Consider the following 17,375-nt stretch of genomic DNA (forward strand, 5'->3'; position numbering starts at 1 on the left):
AGGGCTTTTTTAATTTGATAAAGAAATCTGCAAACAATTTAGTGAAAATTTGAGTTAATACCTAAGTTTGGGGAAATCCAATCTGGTGATTAAACTCCCCCAATAAAACTGGTTTTCCATTTTTTTTTGTAAAGATTCCTAAGGTAAAACACGAAGTACTTCAATCAAGCTTTTGTGACTTTTGCGAAAAACTTGGCTCACTTAGCGTAATACGTCATTTTTTTATCCTGTATTTATTCCTGAATAAGTTTGGGCAAGCTCGCCCCAGGAAAACAAGACCAATGATAAAACGGAGTTTTTAAATTTTAAATATTTCTGTTTTTATTCTGTTATTTTAGCGTTTGACTGTATCAGCAAGCAAAGTGAATCAAACCATCAATCATAATTTCAGGAATAGTGTTCTCAGGTTAACCCTTTTATTTTGGATCATCTTCAAACTGATGTCCATTAATTTATGGTGGTCTTTGGAACGAACTTTCCCAGAATTACCAGTATTCGATTTCCTGAGTCTAATCCCTTCTGGAACTTCAGACGGTCTGGTAATCCTAAGTATTATCCTGTTGATAGTAGCAGTTATCCAACCCAAGCGAATTCTTCTTATTTTAATATTTGGACTCGAGGTTTTTCTGATGAGTTTAGACCAAATGCGATGGCAGCCCACCATTTTTCAATTTATGGTGACTATAGCCATTGGGGTTTTACAGCCTAAACGCTTCAAATTTTACTTTCTGTTTTTATTATCGGTTACTTACATTTTTAGTGGATTGCATAAATTGAATTTAGGATTTATCAACTTTATGTGGGGGAGGTTCATTCTTATCGATTTACTTGGAATTTCTCCAGAGGTTGCTTTTCATCGAGGAGTAAAAGCAATTGGTTTAATATTGCCTGTAATTGAAATATTAGCTGGTCTGCTTATTTGGACTAGACATAGGAAAATTGGTTGGTCACTTTTAATAGTCATGCATCTACTCCTTTTATTGGCTTTAGGCCCGCTGGGGACCAATTTCAATTCGATCATCTGGCCCTGGAATGTGCTTATGTTTGTATTCGCTATTTTATATATGAAGGACGAGCCATTGACTTTCCGTCTCAACTATTTTCAAAATTTTACAGGAGGAGTTCTGGTGCTTGTTTTAGCAATACTACCGATTTCGAGTTTTTTTGGTAAACATTCTCCCCTTTTATCTTTTAGTCTATATAGCGGAAATTCAGATTATTTATATGTGCATTCCAGTTGTCTTGATCTTGAAAAGTCATCATTTAAAACTATAAATTATAACAACAAAACCTACAGAAATGTTTTCGATTGGTCCATGACAGAACTAAATATTCCGATGGTTCCTCATCAGCCAGTATTTCAGGATTTTAAACACTACTTTAATAAGCAGTGTTCAGCTCATTCAGAATTTTTAATCAGATCATATCCTTACAAACTAGAACAAACCTTAGATTTCTGAAATGAATCCTGAATATAGACTAAAGTAGAATGTAAATAGTTTTAATTCAAGTCAGCATTATCATCTAATTTGATATGTTGCACATCTTGTATCAATATACCATTATCAGAAATACCCTGGATGATGAGTTGATAGTCGACCTCGGGTTTTTTGATTTTGAAGTAGATTTCTCCCTTGGAATTTGATTTTAATAAAGGTTTCCAATCTATAACGCCATAACTTTGAAAGAAGTCGTCGTATTCATTACTGAATTTAGGAATGTAATATTTTTTCTGCTGGCTAAAAGCGACCGGATAGTTAAATTTCTGGGGCCTAATGGTTTGAGAATCTTCATAGATTGAAGTGAATTTGGAGTAGATCCTTATGCTTCCATCGAAGTCCATAAAGCCGCCACCCATGCCATTCATGTTTATATCTACATAATCAACCAAATCCAATGGATATTGAAAGAAAAATGAATTATTCATGGGCATATCATCAAGGTACAATTGCATGATACCCTTTTGACCTGGTCCCGAGCTTCTTCCTTCTAGGCCAGTTGGAGTTCCTAAAGAATTCTGAAAACCATTAATAACTGTCATACTTCCCTGGGATTCTTCTGCTCTAATTCCAGGTTGATTACTGAGATAATTTGCTAAGGTTCTAAAAAGAGTGATATCTTCATAATCTACAACTTTTATTTTTCCCCATACTTTTTCCTTGCTTAGCTCACGCTCGCGTTGCTTCACTTTGTCGACTTTCTTTTCAATCAGGACTTCATCGAGAATTTCTCTACCTTCTTCAAAAAAGACAACGGGTTGCTCCAGATTAATATTGGGAGCATTTTCCTTCAGATCTGGTTGGACGTAAGGCGAATTTGTATATAAATCTGGAAAGGCATTAGGTGAAAATCGGACAAATAAGTTGGCAGGTAACAATCTATTTCCATCAACTCTGGATATTTTGAGTTCACTCTCTGTGGTGTGAAAGAAATCATCGACAATAAACGACTCTTTATTTCCGGGCACGTTGATCCTCTGAGGTGCTCTTGTGCTGGTGGCATGAATCAAAAAATCCTGATTCTTTTTATCAGGTTTGTTTAAAACAGCTTCAATCTTAAGTAAATCTTCATACTGGTAGGTTATTTTCAAATCTTTATTAAAGACAAAATTCCAGTCGTACGTACTCCATCCTTGGGTGATAAGGAGATTGTCAAGCTCTCTTATTTTATGCTTATCAATTTCATTGAAGTACCAATCGGCTTGTTGGACAACACCTTTAATATGTGGTTGTAATAAAAGATAAGAAGTGATAGAGTGATTGTTTTGATCGGATAATGAAAATTTCGGTAACACCGAGACACTTACTTTTATACTATCTAAAGCTTGCTTTGTTTTCAATTGGATCTCGATAGAATCTGATGAAGCTTTGACATTAGGACTCTCGAATGTTGTTTTGGGAAGATTGTTGTAATTAAAGAATATGCGCTCAGCAATTATATTATTCTTAGAATTAAACAACGTGACCGTATTGATGCCTGGAGGAAAATCTTTGAGATTGAACAAAAAAGGAATAGAAAATTTATCGTTAAAATCTATATCATACATCTTGCTTTCTGTCAAATTATGAAGCAGCAGGGAATAGGTTTCATTTTTTAATGATCTAGAACTTTCTGGATTGGTTTTCACCAACAGTCTAAGTTCTTCCTGAGTTGTGATTGCCGATAGAATAATTCCATTTCTTTCTACAGGCACATTTAGTTCAAAGTTTTTAGACTGAACTCCGGGGTAGGAAACTTCTGCTTTATAAGCGACTCCTGTTTCGGGGATAAAAGAAAATTTACCTATACCAAAGCGGTTAAGCTTGCATTGAGCTAGTTCTTTATTCTTATCATTTACTATTCGAATTTCTGCATTTGCTATACCCTTACCATCCTGCTTTTTAGCGATGACACCAACTGTATTTATAACCCCATTCAATAAGTGACCGCTTTCTGGCAGAAACTGAAGGTCTATATTCTCAGTAGATGTACTGGCAATATTCTCATCACTACTTTCTGCTTCAATAATTTTAATGTTTTCTACAAAGTAATTTTGTTCTTTGAAGTTTCTCATCCAATTGGTGAACGCACTGATGGTATAATTTCCTACGGTAAACAATGAATCTACTCGGATGGTATTTGAAGAAGTACCATCTTCAACCAGAACGAGTTTTTCTTTTACTACTTTATTTTTATCGTCTTTAATTATAATATAAAGGTTAGTTGCTTCGGATGGTTTTAAATTTTGCTTATTTACAACATAGGCGGTAAATGCTATTTGCTCACCTTCCAAATAAGTGGATTTATTTAGATGCAGATAGGCGATCTCACGAGGAATTTCGTCATGCTCTTTAATTTTTTCCATTAAAGTAAACTGATCCACCTGGGCGTTGGAACTGATAAAAAATAAGATTGAAATACTAAAAAACAAAAGTTTTTTCATGATGGGTAGAGTAGGATTAGTCCAATCAATAATAACGAATATCCTTAAAATCATCATATAATTTATGTTAACTTTAGTAAGCTAAACTCTAAAATTTCAGTAAAAATTTTGATTCAATCACAATGAGAATGCTTTAAGGCTCAATGGTTCAACTTTCCCAAATCTTGAAATAACAGAAAGCCACTAACTTTAGTTTAATTTTAATATCAAATTAAAGCTGATCGCTTAAGTTTGAACAAATTCAAGACAAATAGTCTAAAATTCTATCTAAATCAAACTCAATAGTATGCCAATCACAACAACCATAAATCTAAAGAATAGACCTGTTGGAACTCCAAAATTATCAGACTTTGAGTTTATAACTTCAGAAGTTCCAGAATTGAAGGAGGGTGAAGTTTTACTCAAAACCACCTACGTTTCTGTAGATCCGTATCTGCGAGGCAGAATGATGGATGCTGAATCTTATATCGAGCCCTTCGAGCTTGATAAGCCTATCGTTTCAGGTTGCGTCGCAGAAGTGATAGAGTCGAAGTCTTCTGACTTAACCACAGGTGATTTTGTCACTGGAATGATGGAGTGGAAGGAGAAGCAAGTGGTTGACGCCAAACTTGTGAAAAAAGTCAACCCAAATCATGCTCCACTTTCAGCCTATCTTGGGATTTTAGGCATGACCGGTCTTACTGCTTATTTTGGACTTACCGATATAGGGAAACCTAAAAAAGGAGAGACTCTTGTGGTTTCCGGAGCTGCAGGTGCTGTAGGAACTGTTGTCGGACAAATAGGAAAACTACTCGGAATGCGTGTGGTTGGTATCGCTGGCACCGATGAAAAAATCAACTTGATCAAATCTGACTATGGCTACGATGAGGGTATCAATTACAAAACTACAGAAAACATGACTCAGGTCATCTCTGAAGCCTGTCCCAACGGTGTTGATGTTTATTATGATAATGTAGGAGGCGAGATTTCTGAAGCGGTGCTTTACAACATCAACAAATTTTCAAGGACTGTAGTTTGTGGAGCGATTTCGGTATATAACAAAACTGAATTACCGAAAAGTACCAGCGTTCAGCCGTTTTTGATCAAGAAAAGTTCTTTGATGAAAGGCTTTGTCATTTTTGATTATAAAGACAGACACCCAGAAGGTATAAAACAACTAGCAGAATGGCTTCAGGAAGGGAAGCTTAAGTATGAAGAAACTATAGTAGAAGGGTTTGATAACATCCCGCAGGCTTTTTTAGACTTATTTGAAGGCAAAAATAAAGGGAAAATGTTGGTCAAGGTTTAAGAGGTTGATGAGAAATCCTCTAATTTACAAGGGGCTGTTTTTCACTTTATGACAATCAAAGTCTTTAGGTATTTTTCCAAAGGAAATAGTTTCGAAATACCACTTGTTTCAATGTTAAATTAGAAATCTGAAAAAGCTCTGAAGGAGAGCTGATTTATTGAAACATCTTTGTTTCAATGCGACGGCAATAAGGTGCGTTTTCCTTGGCATATTCAAAGCCCAAATCCCACCATTTTTTCATTTGTTCAGGATCAAAAATCAATGAGTTTTTGGTCAGCATTTCCGGCGGATGGTAAAAATTCAAGTTGACGTGTTCATGCTGACTTCTTAATTTGCCATAAGTAAGATCGTTCCTGATGATTTGATCCAATAGAAAATCAAACACCCTTGTCGTCAGATCAAGCGCATTCGAAACTGGTTTTTTCTGATATTGTTTCTCTGTTTTAAGAACAATCACATCCACATCACATGCTCCCCGATTGATGGCTTCAGATATCGGTACAATATTTCCCAGTCCGCCATCTCCGTAATCATAATTATCTTTGGACACCAAACTCATAAAAGGAATTAAATTGGCAGAAGCCCAAATCCAGTCGCAAAACTCCTTTCGTGTAAAGTCTTTTAAAGATTTATACTCAACACTACCCAAAGTGATGTTGGAAACTGTCACAACGACGTCAACCGATTGAAGTTTCATTTTTTTAAAAAAATCTGGGGTAATCGTATTCAAAATAAGTTCTCGCAAGGCTTTGCTTTCGCCGAAGGTTTTCGATCCTTTTAGAAACCCTAGAAGAATATTAAAATGATTGATTTTAATCTCAAATTCATCATCTTTTTTCTTGATGATAAACGGGTTTCGGCTGAAAATAGACTTTTGATTGACGGACGTGTAAACCTCTTTCAGCTTTGAAATTTCGCCAATAGATAACAAAGGAACAAGCAGGCTTCCAGTAGAAGTTCCTAAAAATAAATCGTAGTGGTTATCACACTCAGCAATGAGATATTCTGCAATGCCACCTGCAAAGGCACCTTTGCTTCCTCCTCCGGAAATGACTAAAGCTTTCATGTTTTATTTTGAATTTAAATTTAAATTACAATAAATTAACGAACAAAAAAGCCTGTTTCATCGTAGAAACAGGCTTTTTCAAATCAAAAACAAAATCAATTTACATTTGATCACTAAAGAAAATCGAATTCAAAAACAACTTGAATGTTCCTAGCCAAAATGCTCTAAAGTTGGTGTTATCTGTAAAAATCATAACATGACCTCTACCATAACTATTGTGTTTGAAAGGAACAGTTCCTTTGATTAATTCTAGATTTTCTTTGTTGATGTATCCGCTCAGAAGTGGTGATTCTGTATACTGAATCGGATTATTGAAACTTAAGTCATCAGCTTCCAGCATCAGGTTAGAATTTCTAAAAATGGCCAGTTCGCTGTCATTGTATCCGTAAAGTAAAGGATGAGATAAGTCCACTTTCGTGTTAAAAATCGTTCCACCAATTCGTTTGGCTCCGTAAAATTCACTTCGCTCATCAAAACTGATATTTTTTGCGATTACAGAATCTTTTTTGGTTTTGAAATCTATCATTTTCTCTGCTTTCAACCAATTTGCAGTGCTTTTGTAAGCAATGATAGTTCCACCGTCTTTTACCCAGTCTTTCAGCTTAGTTTTTCCAGAATCGTTTAAACTACTTGATCCAGAGCTTGGGATAATAAGGTGTGTATACTTATCCAGACTTGTTCTATCGAAGTCTTTGGTGTCCAATTTAGTGACAGGAATCTCGAACCTGTAATCCAGCATATGCCACATTTCGCCGGCATCGTAAGATCTTACACCGTCACCAACCAACATGGCAATTTTAGGCATTTCGAGATGACTCATATTTCGACTTCCAAGATTGATTCCTTGTGTTAACCCTGTCTCAAGCGCTGAAATTTTAATGTGATTTTTCTTCTGAAGAGAATTCAGTAATGTATAAATTTCATTACCAGTTTTATTTTGATTCTGAACAGGTATCATGATCGTACCGTAATCAAACTTTTCAGTTGCAGATTGGAAAGGCTTTTGAGCCACTTTCACTCTAATGCCTTCCTCCATGATTTTATGGAGAACTTTTGCCGAGTTGAAATCGCTCCACCTCATGGCATAGGCATAGTTTGATTTGACGATATCAGATGGAGTTTTCAATTCTGGTGAGTCTACTTTTTCTCCTCTGTTTACCGACTTTACTTCTGTGAAATCAACATCAAAAGCGTGTTTGAAACTCCATGCCGATACATCATAGAAAATACTGTCTTGGAAGGTTGTTCGTTCTTCAAACATCGCTTCAACCAATCTATTTTGCAATTGATTTTTTGGAATGATGTAAGACGAATTAGCTTCAAATTCTTTTCCATTTATAGTTTCATCTTTATTTAACTTGTAAAGCTCAACCTGATGCTGTTTTAAAATTTTAGCTAACTCATTAGTTAATACTGGGTCACCTTTTCTACCAAAAATATAAGCGCCTTTTCCAGCATTTTTTTCTGCATTTCTATAAAACTGATGTTGTAAGCCTAAAATTTCATCTTTCAATTCTAAAGAGGCTTTTAGTGTAGAAAGAGCAGCGGTGAACTGATTTCTTATCGTGAACTTAAAGCTCAATAATCCGTTATCGGTCATTTGTCCAGAACCTCTGGAACTTCCTTGTTCAAAAAGAATACCTATAGACCCGTTGATATCTGGAAAGGTCGAGCCTTTACCGTAATAGAAATCATCAAAACTCTCTTTGGAATAGTAAAGCGATCCAATACTATCCAAAGCACTGGCATGATAGTTCCCCATCTTTTCAGTTAAATCCTGATTGAGTTGAGGAGTCAATGGATTAGTCCTTTCAGGAATTCCAGGCTGAAAGAAAAAAGAGGAATTAGATCCCATTTCATGATGATCTGTTAGGACATTAGGTCTCCAGTCATAAAACGTTTTTACTCTGGCCTGGCTTTCCAAAAGTTGGACGGGTAGCCAGTCTCTATTCATGTCGAACCAGTAATGATTCGTTCTCCCACCAGGAAAAATCTCTGAAAATTCACGATCCTGTGGGTCAGGATTCAAATGTGTACTTCTATTTGTATTGGTCCAGTAAGCAAAACGTTGCAAGCCATCTGGATTAAAACTTGGATCAAGAAGAATAACTGTATTTTGAAGCATTTGATCAATAGCCGGTCCTTCAGCTGCTGCCAGATAATAAGCTAAAACTAATGCTGCATTTGAACCGCTTGGTTCATTTCCATGAATGGAAAATCCTTGGTTTACGACTATAGGCATAGAGTTTAAGTCAGATTCTGAGACTTCTCCTGAAATGATTTGAAGATGCTTCTCTTTAATTTCAGAAAGGTTTTTATGGTTTTCAGGTGAGGTAACCGTAAGCAAGAGTAAAGGTCTCTGTTCATATGTAAAACCTCTGTTTTCTATGCTGATTCTATCTGAAGATTCTGCGATAGTGGTCATGTAATGAACTAGTTTGTCATGGCTTACATGCCATTCTCCGGGAATATAGCCAAGAATTTCGCTTGGTTTAGGAATATCCTGATTGTAAGTGACATCTGTTGGTAGATAATAATCCAATGTCACATTCTGAGCCTGGGAACTCATACAAACAATAAGAGTAAGTGCAAAAAGTATAGATTTCATAGAGTAATATTTTCAGTAATTAATAGTAAACTTATAAGTTGGACACAAAATAATAAAGAAAGTTGAATCTTCCCTAAAAAACGGAACTTAGAATCTTAATCTGAAAACAAAATTAGGAGTGAAGTCTAATCCGTTTTGTGTGAAGCTCTGGATAGTTTGAGCTTCATCCAGCAAATAAAATTGATTATAAACATTGGAATTACCTAAAACATTCCACATAGAAAATCCAGCTAAAGCCCTGACTTTATTAAAAATACGGAAGGTGTAGGTAGAGGAGAAGTCTAGCCTGAAATAGTCTGAAAGCCTTCTAGAGTTTGGAGCTTCAAACAGAATTTCCTCTGGATTTAGTGGTTGATCATCAGAAGGAAAAGTAACTGTAACTCCAGAATGCCAGTTGAAACCAGCCGATAATTTTAATCCACTTTGCTCGTAAGTTAAGCCAGTTGAGATGACATGCCTTATGTCCAAATTACTGTGAAATCTTGAAGGTTGAAGCGATTCAAAATTATAGTTGTTTTCTGATAAACTGTAACTTACCCAGCTGGATATACGGTTTAAATTTTTATTTATTAAAAAGTCAATTCCTTTCACTTCATAGTTACCGTGATCTTGTGAGAATCTAAATTGATTTTGAAATCCCTGGCCTTGTGTCGTGATTCCTTCTACTTTTTTATAAAATAAATCCACATTGAAAAACCAGCTTGGTTTGATATAATTGAAACCAGTTGAAATCTGTTGACTTTGAATTATTGGGCGATTGTCCAGGTTGGATAATACCCATCTTCGATTTTCAACTCCCAGGAAGTCTGTCTGTAAATCAATAACCTGGGAAGTGACTTGGCTTTTTTCTTCAGCAAGAAGTTCAAGGAATAAATTATCAAAAAGTTTATAACTAAGATTGAACCTTGGTTCTATTACTATTTTTTCAAATTTCGAAAAGTGATTCAAGCGTCCTCCAAGTTGCAGATTAAGTCTGGAATTCTCCGACTGGTAATTGACCTGTGAGTAAACACTATTGGTGAGGATTGAATTTTGAGTTCTTCTAAAGAAGCCCGGATTATCAATTTCTTCAGAATTTAAAATTCCAGTTTCATTCAATTGATAGCCTGCTTCTAACGCAATGTTTTTATAAAGTTTTGTTTTTAGATTTACTCTTAATCCTATTTCTTGTACTTCGTTAATTTGCTCAAGTCTTTGTTGATCCAAAAAATCCGCATTTATTGAATTTTGATTGTATTTGGATCCATAAAGCTGTATTTCAGTGTTGGTTGTTTTTGTCCAGTTCCTTTTGTAATAAATTCCACCGGCAACATTCGTTTGGTTTAAATCACTAGATCTTGTGTTTACACTATTTCTTTCAATATCAAATCTGTTTAATGAAAATTCATCATGACTAAAAAACAAATTAGCTTTTAAATAATCCTTATTAGAAAGTTTGTTTTTATAATTAAAACTTGAATCATAAAATGAAAAATCATTGTTTTGCTGAGAGACCTGAGAGTCCTGATTTGTAACTTCTGTATTTTGAAATGTTTTATCAAAATAACGGTCATAAGTAGGGCTTTCCCAAAGGGAATTGATGGACTTTCTAAATGAAAATTCAACGGAAGAATTTTGACTCAAGGGGGACTCGATAATAGCATCAGTATTAATAAGATTCAAACCAACCTCTGCTTTAAAATCACTGACAATAGAATCATTGGTTTGCATATCTATAAGACTGGATACCCCGTCCCCAAATTTTGATGAAGTGCCATTTTTGATAAGTTTTACTTTTTTGGTCATGTAAGGATTGAAGGCTGAAATCATACCAAAAAAATGAGAAGTATGATACATTTTAATTCCATCCCATAGAATTAAGTTTTGGTCATGAGTTCCACCTCTCACATTTAAATAAGAGACGCTTTCATTTCGGCTTGTTATTCCTGGTAAAGACTTTAGACTGAGAAGTACATCTGGCTCCACCAAACCCGGTAAAAGTCCAAAATCTTCATAATTGATTTCTAAAATCCCGGATGTGAACTTATTAATCCCACTGGTTAAAAAATTTTTAAGGAGAACTTCATCTAGAACTTCATAAAATGGGGAAAGTTCAAAAACAGGACAACACTCCTTTTTTCTAGTATCTATCTGTAATTGTTCGGGTATATAGCCCTCTGCGCTTACAAACACATCTACTATAGATGCATTTATTGGAATTTTGAATTGACCATTACTATCAGAATGGAATATATACTTGTTTATTTTAAGATAAGAATCAGCTATTCCCTTTTTTGTAAGCTTATCTTTTGCGGCAATACAAAATATTTTAAACCCAGATTTGGGTATAATTAAAATATTTGATTCTGAATGGTATGAATAATCGAAAGGAGTAACCTCTCTCAAAAACTGAAGATTTTCTTCTAAGCTTGATAATTTCTTTTGCCTGGGCACAATGATATTGTCTATTTCATCGTCTGCGTATGAAAAAAGGACATTGTGTTCCTTTTCTAATGTATTGATGAAATATAATAATTCATTTGCTTTTTCAATCTTTTGAGCATTTGAAATGAAGGATAAACCAAATGCGAAAAGAATAAATAAAAATCGGTTTATAAATTTCACTTAGCTTTTAAAACGACCTTTTCTTTCTTTATTTCATAGGTCAAATCTAGTGGCAAAGTAATAGATTTTAATGCATTTTCTAAGTCATTATGAATAAAACTTCCTGTATATTGTCTCGACATGTCAACGGTTGAAGTCTCGAAGTCAACGTCATAGTAATTTTTAAATTCTTTTAGAACTACATCTAAAGAGGTGCTCTTCAGAATTGTAGAGTTTCTTTTCCAATCTGGAGATTTGAAGACGGTCTTACTTTTTGAGATATTTTTGTTTTTCAAAGTAAAATGATTCTTTTCTTCAAGGACGTAAATTCTATCATCAACGTTTATTTGAACAGAGCCTTCGTAGCAAGCAACTTCAAAGCCATACTTTCTTGCTTTTACATTAAATTGAGTGCCTAAAACCTGTATTTTTCCGTAGGATGTTTCTACAGTGAATTTTTTTCCTTTTTCAACATCAAAAAAAGCTTCACCTTCCAAAGTCAAATTTCTTTTCGTATCCCAAGCAGAATTATCGAAAGAAATTAGTGAATTTGCGCTTAGATTAACGATCGAATTATCAGGTAGATTAATAGTTTGTGTCTTAGCAACTTCTGTCTTGAAGGTTTTAATGTCAGAATTGTTATTGAATATTTTGAAAATAGAAAAGGCCACAATTAAAATTGCAGCAACTGCTGCTAAGTATTGATATCTGATTTTATATGACGACGATTTTTTGGCTTTAATGTTTGACTCGATGTTTTTGAGAGAATCATTAGTATTGAAATCAGGGCATTTAAAATATTTCGCTTTTTCTGAAATCTTCATATAAGAATCATAATCGTCTAACTTTTTAAACGCTTTTAATTCTTCCTCCGTTAACTCGTTATTGAGCCACTTATTAATTAAGTATTCTTTTTTAATATTCATATTAACTTGACAACTAAACCATTAATTCTCCTACTTATCATTTGTTAAATTCCCTCAATTTCTTTACGTAATTGCTCCAAAGCTGTATATATTCTTTTTTCCACAGCCTTTTTTGATATACCAAGAATTTCTGCTATTTCCTTGTGTTTTTTACCTTCAACTCTATTCAAAAGAAAGGCAACTCTTTTTTCTTCAGTGAGATTGGATATAGCTATTTGATATTTGTCTAAATATTCTTTCTCTTCCAAAACAAATTGCGGATCCTGATTATCAGAGTTTTTTTGTTTAAAATTTAACTCATAATTCAAAACAACTTTCTTGTGTTTGATTACGTTCAACGTGGTATTATTGGCTACAGAAAATAAGTAACTTTTAGCCTTTCCTGGAACAATTTTTTTACAATTTTCCCATAATTTTAAAAAAGCTTCCTGGACCTTGTCTTTTGGATTATGCTCCTCGCCAAATTTGTAATAAATAAAATCGTGTAAATCTTTGGCGTATCTTTGGTGAAGTTTTGAAAACACTGATTTTTCACAGCAATTTTTGACAAGTGAATGAGCCTTTTTCATAAGAGCTAAAAATATAAAAAAAACTCTTTGAGTAGGGTTTTTAATATTTAAGTTGTCTAATAAACGAATAAATGAACAATGACCAAACTCTACAAGTATACATTATTATTTTTGATAATTATTTTTTCAGGATGTTACAATGACGATAATCAAATCGTAGAAGCCTTAGATGCATCCCATAACTCTTCTGAATTGACTTCCGTTTTAAAGTCAATAACTTCACATGATGCCTCCTTTGATGATCAAGTTGATAATACCTCATGTTTTAGTTTGGTATTTCCTTATCAATTAAAAGTCAATTCAAACATTAAAACATTTACGTCTGCCGAAGAACTTTCATACTTAGATGTTTCTGATGAAATTGAAATTCTATATCCTGTTTCTATTGCGCTTAAAAACTATCAAATTTTTGAAGTGAATTCGACTTCAGAACTAAATTCACATAAATTGTCATGTGAAAGAAGTCTTGATATTGAGCCAAATTCCTGTGTTGATTTGGTTTATAATCTCACAATCAAACAATTCAATGAAATACACGGTGTTTTTAAAACTTTTGACCTTACCAATAATAAAGAGGCCTTTATGTACTTTGAGGAACTTCACGATAATGATGTTTATGAAATTCAGTATCCTATATTACTTCAGGATAGAAATTCTGAAAACACAACTGTAAATTCTAATTCAGAATTTATCAACACTTTCCAATCCGTAGTTAGAAATTGTGATTGAACGTAATTCTTATTAAGACGCTCTCTTGTTTTGTTAAATTGATATTAAATAAAAATTTTCAGGTAGTAGTTTTTTGATTTGTATTGTCTTATTGATGAACAATTAAACATAAAAGACTATGAAATTTTTATCAAAATTATTGCTTTTGGCAATTTTTGTTACTGCTTCGGTATCATGCTCAGACGATGATGATGCTCCAGTAACCCCTCCTTCTGGAGATCCGACAATTGCTGATTTAGTAACAGAAAATGACCAATTTTCTTCATTACTAGCGGCTCTTGAACGTACAAATTTAGTAACTCCATTTGTTGGAGGAAGTGGAAACCTTACCGTGTTTGCACCTACTAACAATGCATTTAATGCATTCTTACAAGATAATGGATTCTCAAGCCTTGAAGAAGTACCAGAAGATCTTTTAAGTGAAGTTCTTTTAAACCATGTTGTTAATGGTAGAATTTTAGCTGCAGATTTATCCACAGGTTACGTAAACTCATTAGGTAAAGGTGGTGCGTCTGAAGCTGAACTTAGTCTATTTATTAACACAGAAAACGGAGTAACTGTTAATGGTGTGTCTAGTGTCACTACTCCAGATATTGTGGCGACCAACGGTGTTGTGCACGAAGTAGACGCAGTTATTGGTTTGCCAAGTGTTGTTACACAAGCCCTTGCAAATCCAGAATTTTCTACTCTTGTAGCTGCTTTACAGCGTGCAAGTACAGAAACTACAAATTATGTAGATATACTTTCAGGTTCTGCTAGTTCACCTTTTACAGTATTTGCTCCAACGAATGCCGCTTTTGAAGATTTATTAGCTGCACTTGGGGTACAAAGTTTAGAAGAAGTTGCTCCTGAAACTTTAGCTACAGTACTTGAATACCACGTGATTGCAGAAAGTAATGTGAGATCTGGAGACCTTTCTACTGGATTATCTGCGATAACACTACAGGGTGAAGATTTAGTATTCGATTTATCTGATGGTGCACAAATTAGCGATGCTTCAACAGTGAATGCAAATATTGCCGTTGTAGACGTTCAGACTAATAATGGTGTAGTTCACGCCATTGATAAAGTATTATTACCAAACGAAATCCTTGATGCTATAGATCCAACTATTGCCGGTCTTGCAATGATGAATGATGATCTTTCTAGTCTTGTCGCTGCTCTGGAGTATACAGGGTTAAATGAAGCTTTAGCTGATAGAGCTGAAGAATATACTGTATTTGCTCCGACTAATGCTGCCTTTGCAACATTTCTAGATGGAGCAGCTCTTGAGGATCTTCCTGTGGAAGTTGTTACTCAAGTTTTATTGAATCATGTCCTTACAGGGACAGCACTTTCTACTGATTTAAGTACAAGCTACACTAATTCTCTTGCTACTTATGGTGACACAGATGATAATTTAAGTTTCTACATCAACCTTGATGATGGTGTAAGACTTAATGGTGTCTCAAGCGTTACAGTAGCAGACAACGAAGCTGCAAATGGAGTAGTACACATTGTAGATGCAGTTATTACTTTGCCAACTGTTGTAACCTTTGCCACAGCAGATCCAAATTTTTCAGCACTGGCAGGAGCGCTTCAAGCTGCTGATACAGATTTTGTAAATGTACTTTCAGGAACTGCAAATTCACCATTCACAGTTTTCGCTCCAGTCAACTCAGCTTTTGATGCTATTACAGTACCGGGTGAACCAGCGCTTAGTGCTGTGCTTAGTCATCATGTTATTGCAGAATCAAATATAAGATCTGGAGATTTGACAGACGGTGCTATTGTAGAATCTTTTGAGGGAAGTGATATCACAGTTACACTTCCTGGAACTGGTGAGAATATTGCTGATCTTACAGATGGAGCAGGAAACACAGGAATTGGAGTAATTGCTGTTGATGTGCAAGCTACCAATGGAGTGATTCATGCTATAAATACAGTATTGTTACCAGCAGAATAAATTCAAGTTTATTTTATTCAAATGAAAAAGGGTTCAACTTGGTTGAACCCTTTTTTTATTTACAAATTAAACTTGATCAAGATGTTTAGGTTTTACCCCAAATTTTCTAGTGTCTTCTTTAGTCAGGGTTTTATAGTCTTCAGTTTTCGTAAGATGTTCCAAAGGTCTCAGTAAATGTTCTGGCAAAGACGTAAGTTGTCTTGAGGTTAAATCCAACCAAGATCCCATCATTTCGCAGCGTGCACTATTCTGACCTTTCTGATTGTAGATATTATGTTCAAATTGAAAAAACATGCCATCTTGACTCAAGCCTTTCAATTCAAGGCTCACTTTTACCTGATCTTCGGGTTTAAGCTCTTTGAAGTAAAAAATGTGTTCATAAAAAACAACGGGTCCTAAGTTATGTTTCACAAGTTCTTGTTGTGAAAATCCCTTTTCAACTAGGAATGCCATTCTGGTATGACTCATAAAATTTTGATACGATGAATTAGCGAGATGCCTGTTGGCATCAAGGTCACTCCATCGTATTTCAAATGATTTTGTATACATGTATTTATATAAATTTTGATATTAAAATAATTGTGGCACTTAAGATTGTTGCTATGAGTACTCCTCTTGCTCTGTAATCTTGCTTTTTTTTGATAAAGACAAAAAACGGCAGGAAATTCAAAATAGCGCCAAGTGCAATGATGCTTCCTAAAACACCTTCATCTGAAGCTTTACTCATCACTATTTCAAACTCTTTTTGCATGACAAGACTTATGTATAGAAACATTCCTGCAAGATTTGCAACAATTCCTACTAAAAAACCTACAGCAATTTCTTTTTTAATCATTAATATCCCAGGAATTAAGCTCATTTATAAAATCATGCGCTGTCAAATCAAATTTAACGGGAACTACTGAAACATAATTAGCATCGAGGGCTTCTACGTCTGTATTATTTCCTTTGTCTTGATTGACAAATTCTCCAGATAGCCAGTAATAATCTCTTCCCTGAGGGTTCTGGCGTTTATCAAACCTTTCTTCCCAGCGCGCATTGGCTTGTCTGCAAATTTGAATTCCTTTAATTTTTTCCTCACTTGCCTTCGGGATATTTACATTTAAAACCGTGCCTTTAGGTAAGCCATTTTTAATTACACTTTGGGTGATACGTTTTACGTATTTAGTGGTATGATCAAAATTGGCCTCCATGGAGTAATCCAATAGCGAAAATCCAATAGCGGGTATTCCCTCTACGCCTGCTTCTACAGCTGCACTCATTGTTCCAGAATAAATCACGTTGATAGATGAATTGGAACCATGATTAATTCCACTGACGCATAAGTCTGGTTTGCGCTTAAGGATTTCCTGAGTGCCAATTTTTACACAATCTGCCGGAGTCCCGGAGCACGAAAATTCTTTGATTTGAGAATATTTATCGATAGTGACAGGATCACAGTATAAATTATCACTTATTGTAATGGCATGTCCCATTCCACTTTGAGGTCTATCGGGAGCGACAACGACAACTTCTCCTATTGTTTTCATTATTTTGATGAGATGTCTTATGCCCGGAGCAGTTATTCCGTCGTCATTGGTGACGAGAATTAAAGGTTTTTTTTCTGTTTGCATGGTTCAATTTTTCTGATAGCTAAAATAAACATTTCATCAAGCAAAATAGCCTTGAAACACGTTTAACAAATTATTAGCTAGCTTTAAAATAAGTGGTATAGTTTTTACTGTAAATTGAAAAATATT

Annotated in this window: 13 protein-coding genes; 4 read left to right on the plus strand and 9 right to left on the minus strand. The window is 34.7% G+C overall.

Translation table 11 applies throughout. The features are described 5' to 3' along the window. The first annotated feature begins 440 nt into the window (after positions 1-440). Positions 441-1,460, plus strand: a complete 1,020-nt coding sequence (locus LB449_RS01795; RefSeq protein WP_224453359.1) for a hypothetical protein — start codon at positions 441-443, stop codon at positions 1,458-1,460. Between the two features lie 41 nt (positions 1,461-1,501). Here LB449_RS01795 and LB449_RS01800 read toward each other — a convergent pair whose 3' ends face one another. Continuing rightward, the gene (locus LB449_RS01800) at positions 1,502-3,979 is read right to left on the minus strand and encodes a hypothetical protein (RefSeq protein ID WP_224453360.1); all 2,478 of its coding nucleotides are present in this window, start codon (positions 3,977-3,979) and stop codon (positions 1,502-1,504) included. A gap of 229 nt (positions 3,980-4,208) precedes the next feature. On the opposite strand from LB449_RS01800, the gene LB449_RS01805 reads away from it, so the two are divergent. Beyond that, the gene (locus LB449_RS01805; protein ID WP_224453361.1) at positions 4,209-5,210 is read left to right on the plus strand and encodes an NADP-dependent oxidoreductase; all 1,002 of its coding nucleotides are present in this window, start codon (positions 4,209-4,211) and stop codon (positions 5,208-5,210) included. A gap of 154 nt (positions 5,211-5,364) precedes the next feature. On the opposite strand, the gene LB449_RS01810 is transcribed toward LB449_RS01805, so the two are convergent. The 5 genes from LB449_RS01810 to LB449_RS01830 all read right to left on the minus strand — a co-directional run bounded on the left by LB449_RS01810 (position 5,365) and on the right by LB449_RS01830 (position 12,962). Next, positions 5,365-6,276, minus strand: a complete 912-nt coding sequence (locus tag LB449_RS01810; protein ID WP_224453362.1) for a patatin-like phospholipase family protein — start codon at positions 6,274-6,276, stop codon at positions 5,365-5,367. A 100-nt stretch (positions 6,277-6,376) separates the two neighbouring features. Further along, a complete protein-coding gene (locus LB449_RS01815; protein WP_224453363.1) occupies positions 6,377-8,884 on the minus strand; it encodes a M14 family metallopeptidase in 2,508 nt (835 codons plus the stop codon). A gap of 87 nt (positions 8,885-8,971) precedes the next feature. Next, positions 8,972-11,488 (minus strand): TonB-dependent receptor plug domain-containing protein, encoded by a 2,517-nt coding sequence (locus tag LB449_RS01820; RefSeq protein WP_224453364.1) that lies wholly within the window; start codon positions 11,486-11,488, stop codon positions 8,972-8,974. Then, the gene (locus tag LB449_RS01825; protein WP_224453365.1) at positions 11,485-12,393 is read right to left on the minus strand and encodes a FecR family protein; all 909 of its coding nucleotides are present in this window, start codon (positions 12,391-12,393) and stop codon (positions 11,485-11,487) included. The genes LB449_RS01820 and LB449_RS01825 overlap by 4 nt, the downstream gene beginning before the upstream one ends. A gap of 44 nt (positions 12,394-12,437) precedes the next feature. Further along, positions 12,438-12,962 (minus strand): RNA polymerase sigma factor, encoded by a 525-nt coding sequence (locus LB449_RS01830; protein WP_224453366.1) that lies wholly within the window; start codon positions 12,960-12,962, stop codon positions 12,438-12,440. Between the two features lie 78 nt (positions 12,963-13,040). Between LB449_RS01830 and LB449_RS01835 the strand changes: the two genes are divergently transcribed. Beyond that, the gene (locus LB449_RS01835; RefSeq protein WP_224453367.1) at positions 13,041-13,691 is read left to right on the plus strand and encodes a hypothetical protein; all 651 of its coding nucleotides are present in this window, start codon (positions 13,041-13,043) and stop codon (positions 13,689-13,691) included. Positions 13,692-13,809: 118 nt separating this feature from the next. Continuing rightward, positions 13,810-15,636 carry a fasciclin domain-containing protein gene (locus LB449_RS01840; RefSeq protein ID WP_224453368.1) on the plus strand — a complete coding sequence of 609 codons (1,827 nt, stop codon included), beginning with the start codon at positions 13,810-13,812 and terminating at the stop codon, positions 15,634-15,636. Positions 15,637-15,702: 66 nt separating this feature from the next. On the opposite strand, the gene LB449_RS01845 is transcribed toward LB449_RS01840, so the two are convergent. The 3 genes from LB449_RS01845 to surE are packed head-to-tail and all read right to left on the minus strand — an operon-like array spanning position 15,703 to position 17,249. After that, positions 15,703-16,185 (minus strand): acyl-CoA thioesterase, encoded by a 483-nt coding sequence (locus tag LB449_RS01845; RefSeq protein WP_224453369.1) that lies wholly within the window; start codon positions 16,183-16,185, stop codon positions 15,703-15,705. Between the two features lie 4 nt (positions 16,186-16,189). Beyond that, the gene (locus LB449_RS01850) at positions 16,190-16,471 is read right to left on the minus strand and encodes a hypothetical protein (RefSeq protein WP_224453370.1); all 282 of its coding nucleotides are present in this window, start codon (positions 16,469-16,471) and stop codon (positions 16,190-16,192) included. Next, positions 16,464-17,249 carry a 5'/3'-nucleotidase SurE gene (gene surE, locus LB449_RS01855; protein ID WP_224453371.1) on the minus strand — a complete coding sequence of 262 codons (786 nt, stop codon included), beginning with the start codon at positions 17,247-17,249 and terminating at the stop codon, positions 16,464-16,466. Before surE ends, LB449_RS01850 begins: the two co-directional genes overlap by 8 nt. Between the last annotated feature and the right edge of the window lie 126 nt (positions 17,250-17,375).

Source organism: Psychroflexus lacisalsi (assembly GCF_020164495.1).
GTDB classification, from domain to species: domain Bacteria; phylum Bacteroidota; class Bacteroidia; order Flavobacteriales; family Flavobacteriaceae; genus Psychroflexus; species Psychroflexus lacisalsi.